Origin of the sequence: Deinococcus apachensis DSM 19763, from assembly GCF_000381345.1 — a bacterium.
GTDB lineage: Bacteria > Deinococcota > Deinococci > Deinococcales > Deinococcaceae > Deinococcus > Deinococcus apachensis.
On record NZ_KB906399.1, the window covers coordinates 262,390 to 279,315 of the forward strand.

The following is a 16,926-nucleotide window of genomic DNA, read 5'->3' on the forward strand; positions in this document are numbered from 1 at the left end:
AGGCAAGGGGCAAGCCTACTGCTCTCCGGGATGCTCAAATAATTGAGCATGAAGGTCACGCCTGCCCCTGCCCACTACCGCGTCCTTTCCCCGCCCGGCCCGGAGGGTGGAAAAACCGTCGCCGTTTTCCCCAGTGCCTTGGGCGACCTTCAGGCCCAGGCCACCGGGTCCGGCGCCCCCCTCGGCGTCTTCATCGAGTCGGCGGACGTGACGGGCGTGTCCCTGCGGGTCTTTACCCCGACGGGGGAGAAGGGCAGTTCCGACTCCGGGGCGCTCGCGGCCCTCGCCTTCCTGCAAGCCCAGGGGGCGCTCCTCGACGTGGTGGACGTGAGGATGGATGGGGAGGTCGTGGCCGGGCAGCTGTGCGGCGGGGAGTGGCTGCTGCGCCAGGGGGATGTGGACGTGCGGGAGGTGGAGGCCGACCTCTCCCCCATCGGCCCCACGGTGGGAACGGCGTGGCTCGCGTCGGCAGGGCGTCCGAATCTGGTTGTGGAGGTTGCAGATGCAGCGATGCTGGAACGCTTCACGCCGGATGCAGAGTCCATCTCAGCTCTGAATCGGGCGACCGGCACGACCGGACTGATCCTCTTCACGCCGGGCGGCCCGAACCGGGCGGACGTGAGCTTCCGGGCCTTTGGGCCGTTGAAAGGCTTTCTGGAGGACGGGGCGAGCAGCAACATGTTCGCTTGCCTGGTCGGGGTGCTGGGAACGCTAGGCCGCCTGCCCACGACCACGAACATGATTCGGGGGGCGCAGCGGATGCCGGGGGCGCCTTCAAGACTGACGGCGCAGTTCACGCTTGGCCCCGACAGCGTGTCGGACGTGTGGGTGGGCGGCCGGGCGGAGCGGCTGGAGCCATGACGGCCCTGACCGACCTGCGCCGGGACGCCTCCGGCTCGGCGGTGACGGCGGGCTTCGTGGCGGTCGTGGTGGGCGCGGCGAGCAGCATCGGCCTGCTGGTGGGCGCGGCGCGCGACTTCGGGTTGACGCACGGGCAGACGGTGAGCTGGGTGCTGGCGTGCTACCTGGCGATCAGCGTGTCGGGCGCCGTGTTGACCTGGCGCCACCGCGCCCCGGTCAAGATGGCCTGGACGACGCCCGGGCTCGCCCTTGTCGCCTCCCTAGCTGCCGCGCGGGGCCTGAGCTACCCGGAAGTTCTGGGCGCCTACGTCCTCAGCGCCCTCATCATGACCGGGCTGGGCCTCTCGGGCGCCTTCGAGCGGGCCACCTCGCGCATTCCGCCCGCGCTGGCGAACGCGCTGCTCGCCGGGGTGCTGCTGCCCTTCGTCCTGGGCGCCTTCCGGGCCCTGCCCCAGGCCCCGGTTCCGGTGGGTGGAATGCTGCTGGTCTTTCTGGCCGGGCGGGTGTGGTTCACCCGCTGGGCGGTTCCGGCGGCGCTGCTCGCGGGGGCGGGGCTGTCACTGGCAGTCCACGTGGTGGGGCCGGTGACGGGGGCGGGTCTGGGAACCCTCGTCTGGACCACACCACAGTTCAGCCTGCGCGGCGTGCTGACCCTCGCGCTCCCCATGACGGTGCTGACCCTGGCCTCCCAGCAGCTTCCCGGCGTGGCGGTGCTGCGGAGCTGCGGCTTTGCCCGGGTGCCCACCTCACCGCTGATCACGTGGTCGGGGGTGGCGAGTCTGCTCTCGGCCCCCTTCGGCGCGCACACGACCAACCTCGCCGCGATCACGGCGGCCATCGCCGCGGGCGAGGAGGCGCACCCTGACCCCGGGCGGCGCTGGGTCGCGGGCCTGAGCGCGGCCTTTTTCTACCTGATGCTGGGCATCTTTGCGGGCTGGGTGGTGGGCGCGGTGGGGGCCGTCCCCGCCCCGGTGGTCGCGGCGCTGGCCGGGCTGGCCCTCGTGTCCACCACCCTGTCGAGCGTCACGGCGGCGCTAAACGGGGAGCGGGGGCGCGAGGCCACCTTCCTCACCCTGGCGGTGACGGCAAGCGGCGTGACGTTCCTGGGGGTGGGGAGCGCGGTGTGGGGCCTGCTGCTGGGAGGAGGGCTGCTCTGGGTCAGGTCCCGCGAGCACTGACCCCAACCCTTTCACCGGGGTTGCCGGAGACTCGTCTGGGGCGCTGCTGTTCGAGGTTGTTCCAGGATGCCGATGAACTGCTGGGCGATCCGGGACCACTCGAAGTCGGGCAGGTCAAGGCTCTCCTGCGACCCGGGGTCGCGGGTCAGGACACGCAACTTCGGCGCCGTCAGGTCCCCGGCGTAGGTCCTGACCCAGTCCTCACCGACCGTCTCCCGGAGATCCCGAATCGCGGCGAGGTCCGGCCCAATGAAGGGGCGGGAAAAGGACAAGGCCAGCAGGGCGGTCCCGGAGTTCGTGACCACCCGGTACGGACAGACTACCCACGTTGCGGCGCTGAAATAGAGCGGCACCTCAGCGTCGTCAATCAGCTCTAGGTGGGTATGGATTCTCGGATGCTCCAGCATCTCCCGGTCGAGGTCGTACCGCGGCTGCCCGGCCACGAGCAGGTACAGGTCCGGGTCGGTTTCGGCCAGCTCGCGGAAGACCCGGATCAGGGCCTCCAGATTCTTGTAAGGGCGAATCTGCCCGAAGAACAGCAGGACTCGCGCGCCCTCCGGCACGCCCAGCCGCCTGCGGGCCTCCTGGGCCGGGAGGGGCCGGGGGTACAGCGGGCGGTAATGCCCGTGGGGCAGCACGAAGACCCGGGCCGAGGCGTACCGGCGGTCCTCCTGGACCGCCCTCTTGGAGTGCTCGCTCAGGCAATGAACGTAGTCGACGAACCGGGGAAAGAGCGCGTTGTACACCTGTCTCAGGGCCGAGTTCTCCTCGTGGGCCCTGAGATTGTGGGCGGTCCAGACGATCCGGGTGCCCCGCAGCCTCGTCGTCAGGAGCATGAGCAGGAACTTGGCCAGGTTTCCCGGTCCCCAGCCACCGCTCGTTTCGTTGACCACGTTCTCCGGCCAGTGGACATGCAGGTAGTCGTATTTCTTCCGCAGAAGTTGCTTGTACCGGAACTCGTCGACCTCCACCCCTCTCTTCTCCAACTCGGAGTAGAACAGGTAGTTATAGGGATTGGTCGACTTGTTTTCGCTTTTGGGCCAGGCAAGTATTTTCATGGGGTCACAGGTAGGACTGGGCTGCGACGAGAACGGTGCCCGCCTCTCCTCTTATAGAAAGTGCGAGTGGTGCGGCACGCCCTAATCTTAAAATAGCACACCAATCTCTTATAATTTTTACACGTGGGCCTTGAGAACACGGCGGCCAGAGGAGAAGCAAGTTGGGCTGAGACCCCTCCGCCCTCAACCCCGCTCTAAACTGCCCCACATGAACCTAGACGCCATCCGCGCGCAGTTCCCGCCCCTCGCCTCGGGCCGCGCGTACCTCGACAACGCGGCGGGCGGACTGCTGCCCTCGCGCGCCATCGCCGCGGTCACTGACCACCTCACCCGCTACGGGGCCACGAACGCCATGCCGGGGCACCGGCCCGGGCAGGAGATCCTGGCCCTGAAGCACCGCGCACGGGAGGCCACCGCCGTCTTCCTGAACGCGAATCCGGAGGACGTGGCCCTGGGGCCGAGCGCCACCGCCCTCGCGTTCCGGCTAGCGGCGGCCTTCGCCCGGATGTGGGGTCCCGGTGACGAGGTAATCCTGAGCGGTCTGGAACACGAGGCGAACGCGAGCCCCTGGCGCGAGCTGGAGCGCGCAGGCGTGAAAATCCACGTCTGGCACGCCCGGCAGCCCGACATGCAGCTTCACCAAAGCGACCTCGCGGCGCTGCTCTCGCCCCGCACCCGGCTGGTGTCGGTGACGGCGGCGAGCAACGTCCTGGGGGTGAGCGTAGATATTCCGGCCGTCGCGGCGCAGGTGCGGGCGGCGGGGGCCTGGACCGTCGTGGACGCCGTTCACGCCGCCCCACACGCCTTTCCCGACGTGGGGGCCTGGGGCGCGGACTTCGTGATGTTCAGCCCCTACAAGGTCTGGGGGCCGCACCTGGGGGCGCTGTGGGTCTCGCCCGAACACCGCCCCCACCTCCCCTGGCCCCGGCTGAGCTTCGTTCCGGAGGGGGATATCACCGGGCTGGAGTACGGCACGCCACAGTTCGAGCTGCTCGCCGGGTGGCTGGGCACGCTGGACTACCTGCGCGAACTCGGCGGGCACGGGGCGCTGAGCCGCGCTGCGCTGGAGGCGGCGTCGGCCTGTATCCAGGAGTTGGAGGAACCGGTTTCAGAGCGCCTCCTCACCGGCCTGCTGAATGCCCCGGGTGTGACGGTCTACGGTCCCCCAACGATGGAGGGCCGCATTGGCACCGTCGCCTTTCGCGTGGAGGGGGAAGCGCCCGAGCTCACCGCCGCGCGGCTCTCGGCCGATGGGGTGGATGTGGCTGCCGGGCACTTCTACGCGGTGCAGCCCCTGAAGGACTTGGGGCTATACCCGCAGGGGGTGGTGCGCGCCAGCATCGGGCACTACACAAGTCTGGAAGATGTGGAGAGGCTGCTGGCCGAAGTTTGAGGGTGGGTATCACCGGGACGTGGGGCCAGCCTGAAGACCTGTTGACCTGATGTGCCAAGCCCCCTCACCTCACCTTGTTGCAATGCTCCCATGACGACGCAGGGCGAGCCGAGGGGCGACAGCAGTGAAAGCCTCGAAGTGAGGAAGACCCGCGTCCAGCAGATGATCAACGAGGGCCGCGAGGAGGAGCTGTCGGAGGAGGATTACCAGTTCGCGGTAGGGAACGGCCTGCTGGAGGAGGGGCTGGCGGAGGCTTAAAGCCCGGGCCTCGCGCCGCGCGAACCATCTCTACCCGGGGCCACACCTTATCCCGAGCACGAACTCCGGGCGTTAAAAGGGGCACTCGGGTGCCCCCCCAGATGCCGTGCGTCGTCCGCCTAAAACCTAGGCTTCGGTGGATCGTCCAGCGTCATCGCCTCGTCCGTCTCGTCGGCCCAGACGATCATGTTCGTCAGGCGGGCGGAGCCGAAGGTGGTTGCGAAGGCCACGTCACTGGCGTCCCGCCCCTGGGCGATCAGCACCCGGCCGATGCGGGGGACGTTGTGTCGGGCGTCGAAGGTGCGCCACTCGCCGTCCAGGTACGCCTCGAACCAGGCATGGAAGTCCATGGGCACGTTCCCCGAGTCGAACTCGATGTCGGGAAGGTAACCGCACACGTAGCGGGCGGGGATGTTCAGCGCGCGGCAGAAGGCGACGCCCATGTGCGCGAAGTCGCGGCACACCGCGCGCTTACTGTCCAGCGCCTGCCGGGCGGTTGTGCTCGAATTGCTGCCCGAGCCGTACACGCACTCGTCTTGCAGGAAGTCGCAGATCGCCTGCACCTGCGCCCAGCCCCCCCGAACATTGCCGAAGCGGGTCCACGCCTCGTTGCTGACGAGGTCGCTATCTACGTAGCGGCTGGGCAGGAGGTAGGTGATCGCCTCGTCGGGCAACTCCTCGACCAGATGCTTGCGGAGGTTCGGCAGGACGGGGTCGGGCCTGCGGGTCACCTCGGCGATCAGGTCGTGGCCGATGGTGAACTCGCCGGGCTGGGCGAGCGTGCGCCAGACGAGGTTGCCGTGGGTGTCGGTGTAGGTGTGGATGCCTGCCGCCACGCCCAGGGGCCGCTGGTCGAGGAGGCGCTGGCGGGTTCCCGTGGCGCCCAGACGGTCCTGGGGCTGCACGACGAACAGCATGGGGGTTGGATACGGCACGTCGAAGGTGAGGGAAAAGCCCGCCCGGACGCGAGTGGGCTGGTCGATCGGGGCGGCCCCGGGATCGGTCTGGACGTCGGGCTGGGGCATACCGTTCAGTTTGCCGCGCGGCAGAGGTTGGGTGGGTGTGAAGTCTATTCCTGGCGGCCCTCATGGAGCCGGGCGCCTGTGGGCCTGGGGCGGACGCTACCCTGCCCCCATGAATCGTCTGGCCCAGGAGACCAGCCCGTACCTCCTCCAGCACGCGGACAATCCGGTGGACTGGTGGCCCTGGGGTGAGGAGGCCTTCGCTGAGGCCCGGCACAGGGACGTGCCCGTGCTTCTCTCGGTGGGCTACTCGACCTGCCACTGGTGCCACGTGATGGCCCACGAGAGCTTCGAGGACGAGGCGACCGCCGAATTCATGAACGCCCACTTCGTGAACATCAAGGTGGACCGCGAGGAGCGTCCCGACGTGGACGGCATCTACATGACGGCCACCCAGCTCATGACTGGACAGGGCGGCTGGCCGATGACCGTGTTCCTGACCCCGAACGGCGAGCCCTTCTACGCGGGCACTTACTTCCCCCCCGAGGACCGCTACGGGATGCCGGGCTTCCGCCGCCTGCTGGCGAGCGTGGCGCACGCCTGGCGGGAGGACCGGGACAAGCTGGCCGGGAACGCGCAGGCCCTCAGCGAACACGTGCGCGAGGCGAGCCGTCCCCGTGCCGCAGTGGGCGACCTCCCCCCCGACTTCCTGAACCGGGGCGTCGAGAACCTGCGCCGGGTGTACGACGCCGACCTGGGCGGCTTCGGACGAGCGCCCAAGTTCCCGGCGCCCACCACGCTGGATTTCCTGCTCACCCGGCCCGAGGGGCGCGACATGGCGCTGCACACCCTGCGGAGGATGGGACGGGGCGGCATCTACGACCAACTGGGCGGCGGCTTTCACCGCTACTCGGTGGACGAGCGCTGGCTGGTCCCGCACTTCGAGAAGATGCTGTACGACAACGCGCAGCTCACGCGGACGCTGCTACGGGCCTACCAGTACACGGGGGACGAGGCCTTCGCCCGGCTGGCCCGCGAGACGCTGACGTACCTGGAGCGCGAGATGCTCTCCCAAACGGGCGGCTTCTACTCTGCCCAGGATGCCGACACACAGGGGGTGGAGGGCCTGACCTTCACCTGGACGCCCGGAGAGATTCGGGAGGTGCTGGGAGAAGGACCGGACAGCGACCTCGTGCTGCGGATATACGGCGTGACCGAGGAGGGGAATTTCCTCGACCCACACCGGCCCGAGTACGGGCGCCGCAACGTGCTACATGTGCCCACTCCAGTCGCCGACCTCGCCCGCGACCTGGGCGAGAGCGTGGAGGCCCTCACTGCTCGGCTGGACGCGGCCCGTGCCCGGTTGCTGGCTGTACGGGAACAGCGACCCCAGCCCGGCACGGACGATAAGGTGCTGACCTCCTGGAATGGACTGGCCCTCGAGGCCTTTGCGGACGCGGGGCGGGTTCTGGGGGAGACGCACTTCTTGGAGATCGCCCGGCGCAACGCCGACTTCGTGCGAAACCACCTTCGCCTGCCCGACGGGACGCTGCGGCACACCTTCAAGAACGGTGAGGCGCGGGTAGAAGGCCTGCTGGAGGACCACGCGCTGTACGGCCTGGGGCTGGTCGCGCTGTACCAGGCGGGCGGGGACCTCGCCCATCTGGAGTGGGCGCGTGAACTCTGGGGGGTCGTGCACCGCGACTTCTGGGATGAGGAGGCCGGGCTCTTCCGCTCGACGGGGGGCCGGGCCGAGACGCTGCTCACCCGCCAGGCGCAGGGCTTCGACTCAGCCATTCTCAGCGACAACGCCGCCGCCGCGCTCCTCGGCCTGTGGGTGGGCCGCTACTTCGGCGACGAGGAGGCCGAGCGGCTGGCCCGCGCTACCGTCCGCACCTATCAGAGCGACATGCTAGCGGCAGCCGGGGGATTCGGGGGGTTGTGGCAGGCCGCCGCCTTCCTCGAATCGCCCCATGTGGAGGTCGCCCTGATCGGCATGCCTGAGGAACGTGCGCCGCTGGAGCGCGTCCTCGCCCGCTTCCCCCTCCCTTTCGCAGCCCTCGCGCCCGCCGAGCGCGGCGAGGGGCTGCCTGTGCTGGAGGGAAGACCGGGGGGAGGCACCGCCTACGTCTGCGTGGGCCACGCCTGCGACCTCCCCACCCGCGACCCGGAGGTATTGGCCGGGCAGCTGGGGAGGCTGTAGGGGTAACTGGCAGAGCCGGGACGAGGGGAGGAGCAAGTACCGTTTCCACCCAGCCTCCTGCCTACGGGGGAAGAAGCAACAGCGTTCAAGCCTCGCTCCTCATGACCCGGTACGGCCGTACTCACCTCCTCAGCGCCTGAGTTCCCGCACCCCTTCCGGCGCCGCCACGAAGGCCAACCCCGCCATGCCCAGGAAGAACCCCGTCTCCACCACGCCGAGCGTGCCCTTGAGCTGCCGCTCCAGTGTGGCCGGGTCGAAGCTCTGCGGGAGTTGCGCGTCGTAGATGTAGTTGCCGTTGTCGGTGACGTAGGGCTGGGCGCCCAGCTGCCGGAGCCGCCCGCCGGGGACGAGCCCCCGCAGCCGCTCGATGGTGGACAGAAAACCGAAGCGGGCGATCTCGATGGGTAGGGACGCTTTTTCCCCCAGCCGGGTCACGATCTTGGTGTGGTCGGCGATGATGATCAGCCGCCGGGCCTGCACCTCGGTCAACTTCTCGCGCAGCAGTGCGCCGCCCAGGCCCTTGATGAGGTTCAGCTCCGGGTCGATCTCGTCCGCCCCGTCGATGGCGAGGTCGAGGGGGCGGGGATCGAGCGGCTCGACTGGGATGCCGACTTGCCGGGCCAGGGCTTCCGAGGCGTCACTCGTCGCCACGCCGACCACGCCTTGCAGGTCGCCGGACGCCACCCGCTCCCCGATGGCGAGAATGGCGTACTTGGCCGTGCTGCCGGTGCCCAGACCGACCCGCATTCCGCTCTGGACAAGGGTGACGGCGCGGCGGGCGGCCTCCTCCTTCAGCCGCTCCAGGTCAGCCATCGGCCCGCTTCTTCCGGTCCGCGTCAATGGCCGCGGCCACGGCGTCGGCGTGCCCGTCCACGGATACGGCGAGCCAGGCTTTCACGAGCCTGCCGTCCGGGCCGATCAGGAAGGTCTGCCGCTTCACCCCCTCGACCACCTTGCCGTACAGGTTCTTGGAGCCGTAGGCGCCAATCCCCTTCAGGAACTCCGCCCCCTCGTCGCTCAGCAGGGGGAAGGGCAGGCTGTACTTCTCGGCAAAGGCGCGGTGGCTGTCCGCGTCGTCCTGGCTCACGCCCAGGATGACGGCACCGTGGGCTTTCAGCAGGGCGCTGTCGCGGAAGTCACAGGCCTCCTTGGTGCAGCCGGGCGTGTCGTCCTTGGGATAGGCGTACAGCACCACGTAACGGCCCGCATAGTCGGAGAGGCGGTGAGTGCGACCCTCGGCGTCGGGCAGGGCGAAGTCGGGAAAGGGCTCACCGGGAGCCGGGTGGGGGGCAGTCTCGATCATGTGCAGAGGGTAACCGACGGCGGAGGGGGATGGGGCGGGACGCGGGTATGCTGGGCGGCGTGAACCTCGCCTCGTATATTGACCACACCCTGCTCAAGGCCACTGCCACCGCCGCCGACATCCGCCAGCTCTGCGCGGAGGCGCGGGAACATTCGTTTTACGCGGTGTGCGTGAATCCGGTCTACGTGCCCCTCGCTGCGGCCGAACTGGCAGGCTCGGGCGTGAAGGTCGCCACCGTCTGCGGCTTCCCTCTGGGCGCCCTCCTGCCCGAACAGAAGGCCGTCGAGGCCCGCCTGAGCGTGGAGGCGGGCGCCGACGAGGTGGACATGGTCATCCACATCGGCGCCGCGCTGGAGGGTGACTGGGAGGCAGTAAAAGCCGATATACGCACGGTAAGACGGGCCATTCCCGAGAGCGTGCTGAAGGTCATCATCGAGACCAGCTACTTGAATGACGAGCAGAAGCGCGCCGTGACCGAAGCCGCCATCACAGGTGGGGCAGATTTCGTCAAGACGAGCACCGGCTTCGCCACGGGTGGCGCGACCGTCGAGGACGTGCGCCTGATGGCCGAGGTGATCGCGGGCCGAGCGCACATCAAGGCGGCGGGCGGCGTGCGGACCCCCGCTGACGCGAGGGCGATGATCGAGGCGGGCGCGACCCGGCTGGGCACCTCGGGCGGCGTGGCCCTGGTGAGCGGCGAGGGGAGTGGTTCTGGCTACTGAGCCGCGGGAAGTCATCCTCGCCTCGGGCAGCCCAAGGCGGCGGGAATTGCTGGCGAACCTGGGCGTTCCCTTTCGTGTCGTCGTCAGCGGCGAGGCGGAGGACAGCCCCGAGCGCGACCCGGAGCGGCTGGCGGGCGAACTCGCGGCGCTTAAGGCGCGGGCCGTGGCGAGAGCGCATCGCGGTGCGGTCGTCCTCGCGGCGGACACCGTCGTCGCGGCGGACGGCCACCTCCTGGGCAAACCGGGGGACGAGGCGGAGAATCGCGCCTTCGTGCGGCAGCTCTCCGGGCGGACCCATCAGGTGTATACGGGCGTCACCATCGTCTCCAGCGGGCGGGAGTCGAGTGGCGTGGAGCGCACCGACGTGACCTTCCGCGACCTTACCGACGCCGAAATCACCCACTACGCCCAGACCGGGGAAGGGCTGGACAAGGCGGGCGGCTACGGCATTCAGGGTGTGGGAATGGCGCTCGTCACGCGCATTGACGGGGACTACTCCAACGTGGTCGGCTTTCCCCTTGGGCTGGTGATCCGGCTGTTACGGGGGTCGGGCGTGGCGGTGTGGGGGGAGTAGGGCTGCTATTCGAGAGGAGACATGGGCTACAATCCCACGCGCACGGGGTAGTGGTCCAACTGCGCCCTCCATTGCCCGGCTATCGCTCGCACCTGGGCCTCGTCCACACCGAAGTCCAACCAGACCTCGTCCGGCTCCTCGCTTATGGCCGCGTGAGGACATAGCTCCTTGAAGGGCGGCAGGAACTCTGCGGCCAGGTAGCAGCGCAGGGTCATTGGCCTCCCCGAGGAGTGCCCGTTCAGAATCTCGAACCCCAGGCACGGCTCCGTGAAGAAGATTCGCGTCGTCAGGCGGTTACGCTGCCACAAGCTAAAGACGGCTGCATGATCCGCCACCTCGTCAAGCCACTCGGTCAACCACTGCACTTCAAATGTGGTCAGGGCGGGATCGGTCCATTCCCAGACGGGGTCCCCGTATTGCATTGCAAATGGAGCCGGACAAGCAGCCAGTCCGAGTCCCACTCCTGATCTTCGACCTTAGGGAACTGGTAACCCAGCAGCTCGAAGCGCAGGACGACTCGCTCCTCCTGAAGAACTACGACGTCCATCTGCTCTTACGTCAGGACTGGCCCACGCCCTCCTCCACCCGCTCCACCCGCGTCTCCAGCCGAATCTCGCTGTTCAGGCTGGCGGCGACCGAGCAGTATTTCTCGTGGCTGAGGTGGGCGGCGCGGTCCAGCGCCTCGGGGGTCAGGCCCTCGCCGCTGGCGATGTGGCGCACGGTGATGGTCGTGTAGCGCTTCGGGTGGGTCTCAGCCCGCTCGCCCTCGACCTCGATGCGGTAGCTCGTCAGCCCGATGCGCTTCTTCTTCATCACCTCGACCACGTCGTAGGCGGTGCAGGTCGCCAGCGCGCCGAGGAGCGCCTCCATCGGGGAGACCCCGATCTTGACGGGGCTGTTGTCGATCAGGATCTGATGGCCGCTCTCGCTGACGCCGACATAGCGCTGCTCGCCCAGCCAAGTGACGTTCAGGGTCTTCTTCATGGGACCAGCCTACCGCGCCTCAGGAGGCCGGATTGTCGGTGGGGACCGGGTAGAAGTCCGTCTCCAGTGCCAGGTCGTCCTCGTCCTCGTCGGGGGTGGGGAGACACACCTTGAAGGTGGCGCCGCCACCGGGCGTGTCCAGCACCTCAATGGTGCCGCCGTGCGAGTGGACGACCTGCTGGGCGATGGTGAGGCCCAGCCCAGCGGACCCCGCCTCCTTGCCCCGGTAGAACTTGTCGAAGATGCGAGGCTTGACGTGGTCGGGAATGCCGGGGCCGCGGTCGATCACGGCAGCGCAGACCCGGCCGTCCTCCTGGCGGGCCTCCAGCCTCACCAGGGCGGAGGTGCCGCACACGCGGATCGCGTTGCTGACAAGGTTCACGAACACCTGGGTCAGCCGCCCGGGGTCGCCGACGACCTCCAGGTCGGGGGCCTCGGCCCGCACCCCGTAATCGCGCCCCACCTGGCGGACGATATTGCCCAGGTTCACGAAATGCGTCTCGATCCCCTGCACGAGTTCGCCCCGCGAGAGTTGCAGCAGGTCGTTGACGAGCCGGGTCATGTTCTCGGCGACGCGCTGCGCGTCCTGGAGGGTCTGACTGCCCCCCACCTCGCGCTCGGCGCGGCGCAGGTAGCCCAGCAGGGCGGTGAGCGGCGTGCGGAGTTCGTGGCTGGTCTCCGCCAGGAAGGTCTTCTGGAGGTTCAGGGCCTCCTCGAGCTGCCGGGCCTGCGTTTCCAGGCGCTGACGCTGCCCCTCCGCGATGCCGCGCAGCCGCTCGACCTCCTCCAGCCGGGCCTGGAGGGAGAGGTTGAGCTGGCGCACCTCCTGCTCGGCGCGCTCGCGGCGGTCGCGGGCGTCGGCCTCGGAGATGGCGCGTTTCACGCTGGGCGCCAGGCGCTCCAGGCGCTGCTTGAGGATGTAGTCGGTCACGCCCTGCCTCAGGGTGTCGACCGCCACCTCCTCGCCCATCGCGCCCGTCACGATGATGAAGGGGAGCTGGGGCGCGCGGGCATGGGCGGCGTGGAAGGCGCTCAGGCCGTCGTAGCCGGGCAGGGCGTAGTCGCTCAGGATCAGGTGGGGGCAGTGGGTCTCCAGGGCGCCCAGGAAGCCCTCCTCGTCCTCCACCCGCTCGATCTCGACCGGCCAGGGCAGCTCGCCGTCGAGGTGCAGGGTGACGAGTTCGTGGTCGAGTTCGTTGTCCTCCAGGTGCAGGACCCGCAGGGGCTGGCCGGGTTCGGGAAGGGCGTGGCCGCCGGTCACGGAGTTCCCCCCAGCGGCAGGGTCACGTGGAAGGCGGCACCCTCCCCAGGGACGGATTCGGCCCAGACTCGGCCCCCGTGGCGGGTCACGATGCGGCGGACGTTCGCCAGGCCAATGCCGGTGCCCTCGAACTCCTCGGCGCGGTGCAGACGTTGAAACACACCGAACAGTTTATCCGTGTAGCGGGGATCGAAACCGACGCCGTTGTCACGGACCGTGACGGTGACCTCCCCGGGCTCCTCGGTCGCCATCACGTCGACGCGGGCCTGCTCGCGAGTGCGGGTGTATTTCAGGGCGTTGGAGAGCAGGTTGGTGAACACCTGGGTGAGCAGCGCCGGGTCGCCCTCCACGGTAGGCAGCGGCCCGATCTCGATTCGGGCGTCCCGGCCCGCACGGTCGTGTTCGAGCGCCGCCCAGGCCTCCTGCACCACCGCGCCCAGGTTCACCGGGCCGCGCCGCAGCTCCTGACGGCCCATGCGCGAGAACTCCAGCAGGTCGTCGATCAGGCGGCTCATGCGCGCGGCCGCGTCGGTGATCACGCCCAGGTAACGCTCGCCCTTGGGGCTGAGGGTGCTCCCCACCTCCTTGCGGAGCAGGTCGCCGAAGCCCACGATGTGGCGCAACGGCGTCCGCAGGTCGTGCGACACCGAGTAGGAAAAGGCCTCCAGCTCGCGGTTGGCCTCCTGGAGTTCCAGGGTGCGCTGCTGCACACGTTCCTCCAGCGACTGGTTCAGAAGCTGGAGGTCCGCCTGGGCTGCGGCAGCCTGGAAGCGCAGGGCGTCGTTGTCGAGGGCGGTGGCGAACCGCTTGGCGAGTTCCTGGGCGAGGTCGTGATCGCGGTCGGTCGGGGTCTGGCGGTAGGTCAGGCCCAGCACCCCGCGCACGGCCCCGTCCTGGCCCAGCAGGGGGTACAGCACCGCCCCGCTGGCGCTCACCTCCTCCAGCAGCGGGAAGGCGGAGACGGTCACGAAGAGCGGGTCCTCGCCCCCCACGACCTGCCCGACGGCCCGGCGGGTCGCCTCGCGGGCGGCGGGCGAGAGCCGCCTGGGGTCGACCCGGGAGGTGACGAGCAGCGGCAGCTCCGGGGGCCTGCCCCACAGCCCGGCGCTGTCGGCGAGGCGCCCGGTCACGAGGTCGAGCGCCGCCCGGTACTGCTCGGCGCGGGATGCCAGCGGGTCGTCGGCGCGGCTGGAGAGCTGCTCGGACACGTCGGCGAGCAATCGGGCGGCGGCCTCGGCGTAGACCTGGTCGTCCACGTCGGTGCTCGTGCCCACCCACTCCAGCACCTGTCCCGCCGTGTCCCGCACGGGCAGGCCGCGCGTCACGAAGGTGCGGTAGCGGCCGTCTTCGCCCAGCAGGCGGTGTTCGGCCTCAAAGGGGCGCCCGCTCCCCACGGCGGCGGCCCAGCGCGCCCTGTACTCGGCGCGGTCTTCCGGGTGCAACAGGCTGAGGAAGCCGTAGCCCGCCCGGTCCCGGCCCACGTACTCCGACCAGCGGCGGTTGAAGTAGGTGGGCCGCCCGCCCGGGTCGGTGAGCCACACGATCTGGGGCATGCCCTCCAACACCCCGCGCGAGCGTTCCTCGTTGCGCTGGGCGAGCCGCTCAGCCATCAGGCGGTCGTGGATGTCGGTGGCGGAGGCGACCCACTCGGTCACGCCGCCGCCCTCCGCCCGGGTCTGTTCAGGCTCCTCCCGGCGGCTTTCCCCGTGGATGGGGGCCACCCGCAGCACGAACCAGCGGTAGGGGTCGCGGCCCTCGCCCACGAGCAGGCGCACCTCGCCCAGGGCGCGGGTGCCCGCCGCGTAGGCCTCCTCCCACATCCGGTCGTAGGTGGAGCGGTCCTCCGGGTGGACGCGCTCGCGCACGTAGTCGCGGCCCAGCCGCTCGCGGTGCTGGGCGTTCAGGTAGGTGATGTTCCCGGCGGGGTCGCTGACCCACAGGATGTGCGGGATGGCGTCCAGCACCGCCCGCGAGCGCCGCTCCTCGGCCTGCACGGCGCGCTCGGCCTGAATGCGTTCCGTCACGTCGCGCACGACTTCCAGCACGCCCAGCACCTCGCCGTGGGGGCCGGTCACCTCGCTGCGCTGCGCCTCGCCGGAGAACACACTGCCGTCCGCCCGGCGGTAGGGCGTGGTGATCGCTTGGAAGGCGGGGCGGCCCTCCAGCCGGCGGTCGAGGTGCAGCAGGGCCAGGTGCTCGCCCAGGAGTTCCCCCGCCGGGTAGCCGAACTGCTCGGTGAGCGCCCGGTTGACCAGCCGCACCCGGCCCTGGGCGTCGGTAAAGGCCGCCGAGTCCTGGATCGCCTGGAAGATCGCCTCGAACTCGGCCCGGGACCGCTCCAGCCGGGCGCGCGACTCGCGCAGGGTCCGCGAGGCCTCCTCGGCGCGCTCGCGGGCGCGCACCTGCGCCTGGGTGAGCAAAAAGGCCAGCCCCGCCACCAGCAGCCCGGCCACCAGCACCACGCTGGGCACCGCCGCCACCACGTCCCGCCCGAAGCTCCCCGGGGCGCTGAACTCCAGCCCCCAGGTCGCCCCCGCCGCGTCCAGGCGGGTGCGCTCCTGAAAGGCGGCGTGCCCGGCCGGGCCTGCCCTGGTCAGGGGCACGCCGTCCAGCAGGGAGCGGACGGTCACGCCCGGCATGGCGTCCGGGGGCGCCAGGCCCGCCAGCAACTCGTCGGTTCGCAGGGCAAGGTACACCAGGCCCTGCAACGCCCCGCCCTGGCGCACCGGGAGAAACAGGAGTTGGCCGTCCAGCCGCTCGCCGTCCGGGCCGCGCTGCACGAGCTTGAGCTGGCGGCTAACCTGGCTGGCCTCGCGTTCGCGGGCGAGCAGGATGGCCGCCCGGCGGTTGGGCTCGGTCATCATGTCGAAGCCCAGCGCCGCCCGGTTCACGTCCCCCAGAGGGGCGATGCGGGTGATGGGGGCGCGCACCCGATTCCCCGGCCCCTCCTCCCAGCGGATGAAGCCGACGGCCAGCACGCCGGGAAAACGGCGGGTCAGGTCGAGCCCGTCCACGTAGCCAGCGAACGTCGCCTGGTCCGGCCCCGCCTGCACCAGCCAGAAGGAGCGGGCCCCGCGCAGCAGGTTCTCGTAGTCGCTCAGGCGGCCTTCCAGGCTGGAGGTGTAGGCGCTCACCTCGCGGTCAAACCGCGCGCTTTGCTGCGCCCGCACGAGGCCGTCCAGCAGCAGGGCGGCGGCGACACTCAGCGCCAGCACGAGCACGAGCACGGCCAGCGGGATGAGGTGACGGCGCGGCAGGCGGGTCATGGGCGGGTGGCCCCCAGCGCCCCCAGGAACACCCGTGCGGGCACGTCCACCCCCGTCCAGGCGAGAAAGGCGAGCCGCGCCTGGTGGGCGAGCATGGACAGGCCGTTCTCGGCGCGCACTCCAGCCGCGCGGGCTCCCCGCATCAGCCGCGTCTCAAGGGGCTTGTACACCATGTCGTAGACGAGGGCGTCGGGCGGCAAGCTCGTGAAGTCGAAGCCGGGCAGCGGCGTCTCGTCCGGGTTGGAGAGGCCCGCGCTGGAGGCGTTGACGAGGAGGCGGACCTCGGGCCAGGGGATGTCGTGGAGATCGGCGGCCTTGACCTGGAATTCCGCCTCTGGCGCGTTCCAGAAGGCAGCCAGCTCCTCAGCCCGCGCCCGCGTACGGTTGAAGAGGTACACGTCCCGCTTCATCAGGATCAGGGCCGTGTAGACGGCAGCCCTGGCAGCCCCACCCGCACCCAGGATGACGACGGGGCCGTCCAATTCCCGTTCGCCCGTACTTCCCGCGCCCAGGTCGAGCAAGGCTTGAAGCAGCCCCGGCGCGTCCGTGTTCTCCCCCACCAGCCGCCCGTCCCGGTTGACCACCGTATTCACCGCCCCTATGGCTCTTGCCGCCGGGGTCAGGTCATCCAGATGGGAGAGGGCGGCCTCCTTGTGCGGCAGGCTGAGGTTGGCGCCCAGGATACCGGGCTCCCGCAGGCGTCCCAGCGCCACCCCCAGCTCGGCGGCGGGCACCCGAACTGCTGTGTACTCACCTGTCAGGCCTGCGTGGGCGAAGGCGGCGGCGTGCATGGCGGGCGAGAGGGAATGCGCGGCGGGGTCGGCGTACAGGAAGGCACGCAGCACGCCGGAGCCCGTGCTGCTGGGGAGAGGCACGCCGTGGGTCACGGGCACAAGTGTACCG

The 16,926-nt window shown here is 69.9% G+C and carries 17 protein-coding genes; 7 read left to right on the forward strand and 10 right to left on the reverse strand.

Annotation, left to right across the window (positions count from 1 at the left end; all coding sequences use genetic code 11):
• Positions 1-48 precede the first annotated feature (48 nt).
• Both F784_RS0105825 and F784_RS0105830 read left to right on the forward strand, forming a co-directional pair.
• Positions 49-861 (forward strand): PhzF family phenazine biosynthesis protein, encoded by an 813-nt coding sequence (locus F784_RS0105825; RefSeq protein ID WP_026332299.1) that lies wholly within the window; start codon positions 49-51, stop codon positions 859-861.
• On the forward strand, positions 858-2,039 hold the full coding sequence (locus tag F784_RS0105830; protein ID WP_019585779.1) for a benzoate/H(+) symporter BenE family transporter: 1,182 nt from the start codon (positions 858-860) through the stop codon (positions 2,037-2,039). Before F784_RS0105825 ends, F784_RS0105830 begins: the two co-directional genes overlap by 4 nt.
• 11 nt (positions 2,040-2,050) lie before the next feature.
• Here the strand turns inward: F784_RS0105830 and F784_RS22380 are convergent, their stop codons facing one another.
• Entirely contained in the window at positions 2,051-3,097 is a 1,047-nt protein-coding gene (locus F784_RS22380) for a glycosyltransferase (RefSeq protein ID WP_019585780.1), read from the reverse strand.
• A gap of 208 nt (positions 3,098-3,305) precedes the next feature.
• Here F784_RS22380 and F784_RS0105840 point away from each other — a divergent pair, with 208 nt between their 5' ends.
• Positions 3,306-4,490 (forward strand): cysteine desulfurase-like protein, encoded by a 1,185-nt coding sequence (locus F784_RS0105840; protein ID WP_019585781.1) that lies wholly within the window; start codon positions 3,306-3,308, stop codon positions 4,488-4,490.
• A 90-nt stretch (positions 4,491-4,580) separates the two neighbouring features.
• Positions 4,581-4,748 (forward strand): hypothetical protein, encoded by a 168-nt coding sequence (locus F784_RS25995; RefSeq protein ID WP_019585782.1) that lies wholly within the window; start codon positions 4,581-4,583, stop codon positions 4,746-4,748.
• Between the two features lie 119 nt (positions 4,749-4,867).
• On the opposite strand, the gene F784_RS0105850 is transcribed toward F784_RS25995, so the two are convergent.
• A complete protein-coding gene (locus F784_RS0105850) occupies positions 4,868-5,773 on the reverse strand; it encodes a transglutaminase-like domain-containing protein (RefSeq protein ID WP_019585783.1) in 906 nt (301 codons plus the stop codon).
• 109 nt (positions 5,774-5,882) lie between these two features.
• Between F784_RS0105850 and F784_RS0105855 the strand changes: the two genes are divergently transcribed.
• A complete protein-coding gene (locus tag F784_RS0105855) occupies positions 5,883-7,913 on the forward strand; it encodes a thioredoxin domain-containing protein (protein ID WP_019585784.1) in 2,031 nt (676 codons plus the stop codon).
• Between the two features lie 129 nt (positions 7,914-8,042).
• On the opposite strand, the gene rpiA is transcribed toward F784_RS0105855, so the two are convergent.
• Positions 8,043-8,726, reverse strand: coding sequence for a ribose 5-phosphate isomerase A (gene rpiA / locus F784_RS0105860; protein ID WP_019585785.1), 684 nt, complete (start codon positions 8,724-8,726; stop codon positions 8,043-8,045).
• Positions 8,719-9,216 carry a thioredoxin-dependent peroxiredoxin PrxQ gene (gene prxQ, locus F784_RS0105865; protein ID WP_019585786.1) on the reverse strand — a complete coding sequence of 166 codons (498 nt, stop codon included), beginning with the start codon at positions 9,214-9,216 and terminating at the stop codon, positions 8,719-8,721. Before prxQ ends, rpiA begins: the two co-directional genes overlap by 8 nt.
• Before the next feature lie 59 nt (positions 9,217-9,275).
• Here prxQ and deoC point away from each other — a divergent pair, with 59 nt between their 5' ends.
• Both deoC and F784_RS0105875 read left to right on the forward strand, forming a co-directional pair.
• Positions 9,276-9,938 (forward strand): deoxyribose-phosphate aldolase, encoded by a 663-nt coding sequence (deoC, locus tag F784_RS0105870; protein ID WP_026332301.1) that lies wholly within the window; start codon positions 9,276-9,278, stop codon positions 9,936-9,938.
• Positions 9,928-10,512 (forward strand): Maf family nucleotide pyrophosphatase, encoded by a 585-nt coding sequence (locus F784_RS0105875; RefSeq protein ID WP_051086939.1) that lies wholly within the window; start codon positions 9,928-9,930, stop codon positions 10,510-10,512. The genes deoC and F784_RS0105875 overlap by 11 nt, the downstream gene beginning before the upstream one ends.
• 26 nt (positions 10,513-10,538) lie before the next feature.
• Here the strand turns inward: F784_RS0105875 and F784_RS0105880 are convergent, their stop codons facing one another.
• The 6 genes from F784_RS0105880 to aroE are packed head-to-tail and all read right to left on the reverse strand — an operon-like array spanning position 10,539 to position 16,910.
• The gene (locus tag F784_RS0105880; protein WP_245557763.1) at positions 10,539-10,934 is read right to left on the reverse strand and encodes a WapI family immunity protein; all 396 of its coding nucleotides are present in this window, start codon (positions 10,932-10,934) and stop codon (positions 10,539-10,541) included.
• Complete coding sequence (locus F784_RS27765; RefSeq protein ID WP_019585790.1) at positions 10,889-11,059, reverse strand: WapI family immunity protein; 171 nt, start codon at positions 11,057-11,059, stop codon at positions 10,889-10,891. The genes F784_RS0105880 and F784_RS27765 overlap by 46 nt, the downstream gene beginning before the upstream one ends.
• A gap of 11 nt (positions 11,060-11,070) precedes the next feature.
• Positions 11,071-11,496 carry an OsmC family protein gene (locus F784_RS0105890; protein WP_019585791.1) on the reverse strand — a complete coding sequence of 142 codons (426 nt, stop codon included), beginning with the start codon at positions 11,494-11,496 and terminating at the stop codon, positions 11,071-11,073.
• 19 nt (positions 11,497-11,515) lie between these two features.
• Positions 11,516-12,757 carry a hybrid sensor histidine kinase/response regulator gene (locus F784_RS0105895; RefSeq protein WP_019585792.1) on the reverse strand — a complete coding sequence of 414 codons (1,242 nt, stop codon included), beginning with the start codon at positions 12,755-12,757 and terminating at the stop codon, positions 11,516-11,518.
• Positions 12,754-16,023 carry a PAS domain S-box protein gene (locus F784_RS0105900; protein ID WP_051086932.1) on the reverse strand — a complete coding sequence of 1,090 codons (3,270 nt, stop codon included), beginning with the start codon at positions 16,021-16,023 and terminating at the stop codon, positions 12,754-12,756. The genes F784_RS0105895 and F784_RS0105900 overlap by 4 nt, the downstream gene beginning before the upstream one ends.
• Positions 16,020-16,910 (reverse strand): shikimate dehydrogenase, encoded by an 891-nt coding sequence (gene aroE / locus F784_RS0105905; RefSeq protein WP_245557764.1) that lies wholly within the window; start codon positions 16,908-16,910, stop codon positions 16,020-16,022. The genes F784_RS0105900 and aroE overlap by 4 nt, the downstream gene beginning before the upstream one ends.
• Positions 16,911-16,926: the final 16 nt, after the last annotated feature.

What these genes read in the sequence shown, in the direction of transcription:
- F784_RS22380 (WP_019585780.1), bottom strand. Translation starts at nt 3,097, where the DNA reads ATGAAAATACTTGCCTGGCCCAAAAGCGAAAACAAGTCGACCAATCCC.
- F784_RS0105890 (WP_019585791.1), bottom strand. Translation starts at nt 11,496, where the DNA reads ATGAAGAAGACCCTGAACGTCACTTGGCTGGGCGAGCAGCGCTATGTC.
- F784_RS0105825 (WP_026332299.1), top strand. Translation starts at nt 49, where the DNA reads ATGAAGGTCACGCCTGCCCCTGCCCACTACCGCGTCCTTTCCCCGCCC.
- rpiA (WP_019585785.1), bottom strand. Translation starts at nt 8,726, where the DNA reads ATGGCTGACCTGGAGCGGCTGAAGGAGGAGGCCGCCCGCCGCGCCGTC.
- F784_RS0105850 (WP_019585783.1), bottom strand. Translation starts at nt 5,773, where the DNA reads ATGCCCCAGCCCGACGTCCAGACCGATCCCGGGGCCGCCCCGATCGAC.
- F784_RS0105900 (WP_051086932.1), bottom strand. Translation starts at nt 16,023, where the DNA reads ATGACCCGCCTGCCGCGCCGTCACCTCATCCCGCTGGCCGTGCTCGTG.
- F784_RS27765 (WP_019585790.1), bottom strand. Translation starts at nt 11,059, where the DNA reads ATGGACGTCGTAGTTCTTCAGGAGGAGCGAGTCGTCCTGCGCTTCGAG.
- F784_RS0105880 (WP_245557763.1), bottom strand. Translation starts at nt 10,934, where the DNA reads ATGCAATACGGGGACCCCGTCTGGGAATGGACCGATCCCGCCCTGACC.
- F784_RS0105855 (WP_019585784.1), top strand. Translation starts at nt 5,883, where the DNA reads ATGAATCGTCTGGCCCAGGAGACCAGCCCGTACCTCCTCCAGCACGCG.
- F784_RS0105830 (WP_019585779.1), top strand. Translation starts at nt 858, where the DNA reads ATGACGGCCCTGACCGACCTGCGCCGGGACGCCTCCGGCTCGGCGGTG.
- F784_RS25995 (WP_019585782.1), top strand. Translation starts at nt 4,581, where the DNA reads ATGACGACGCAGGGCGAGCCGAGGGGCGACAGCAGTGAAAGCCTCGAA.
- F784_RS0105840 (WP_019585781.1), top strand. Translation starts at nt 3,306, where the DNA reads ATGAACCTAGACGCCATCCGCGCGCAGTTCCCGCCCCTCGCCTCGGGC.
- prxQ (WP_019585786.1), bottom strand. Translation starts at nt 9,216, where the DNA reads ATGATCGAGACTGCCCCCCACCCGGCTCCCGGTGAGCCCTTTCCCGAC.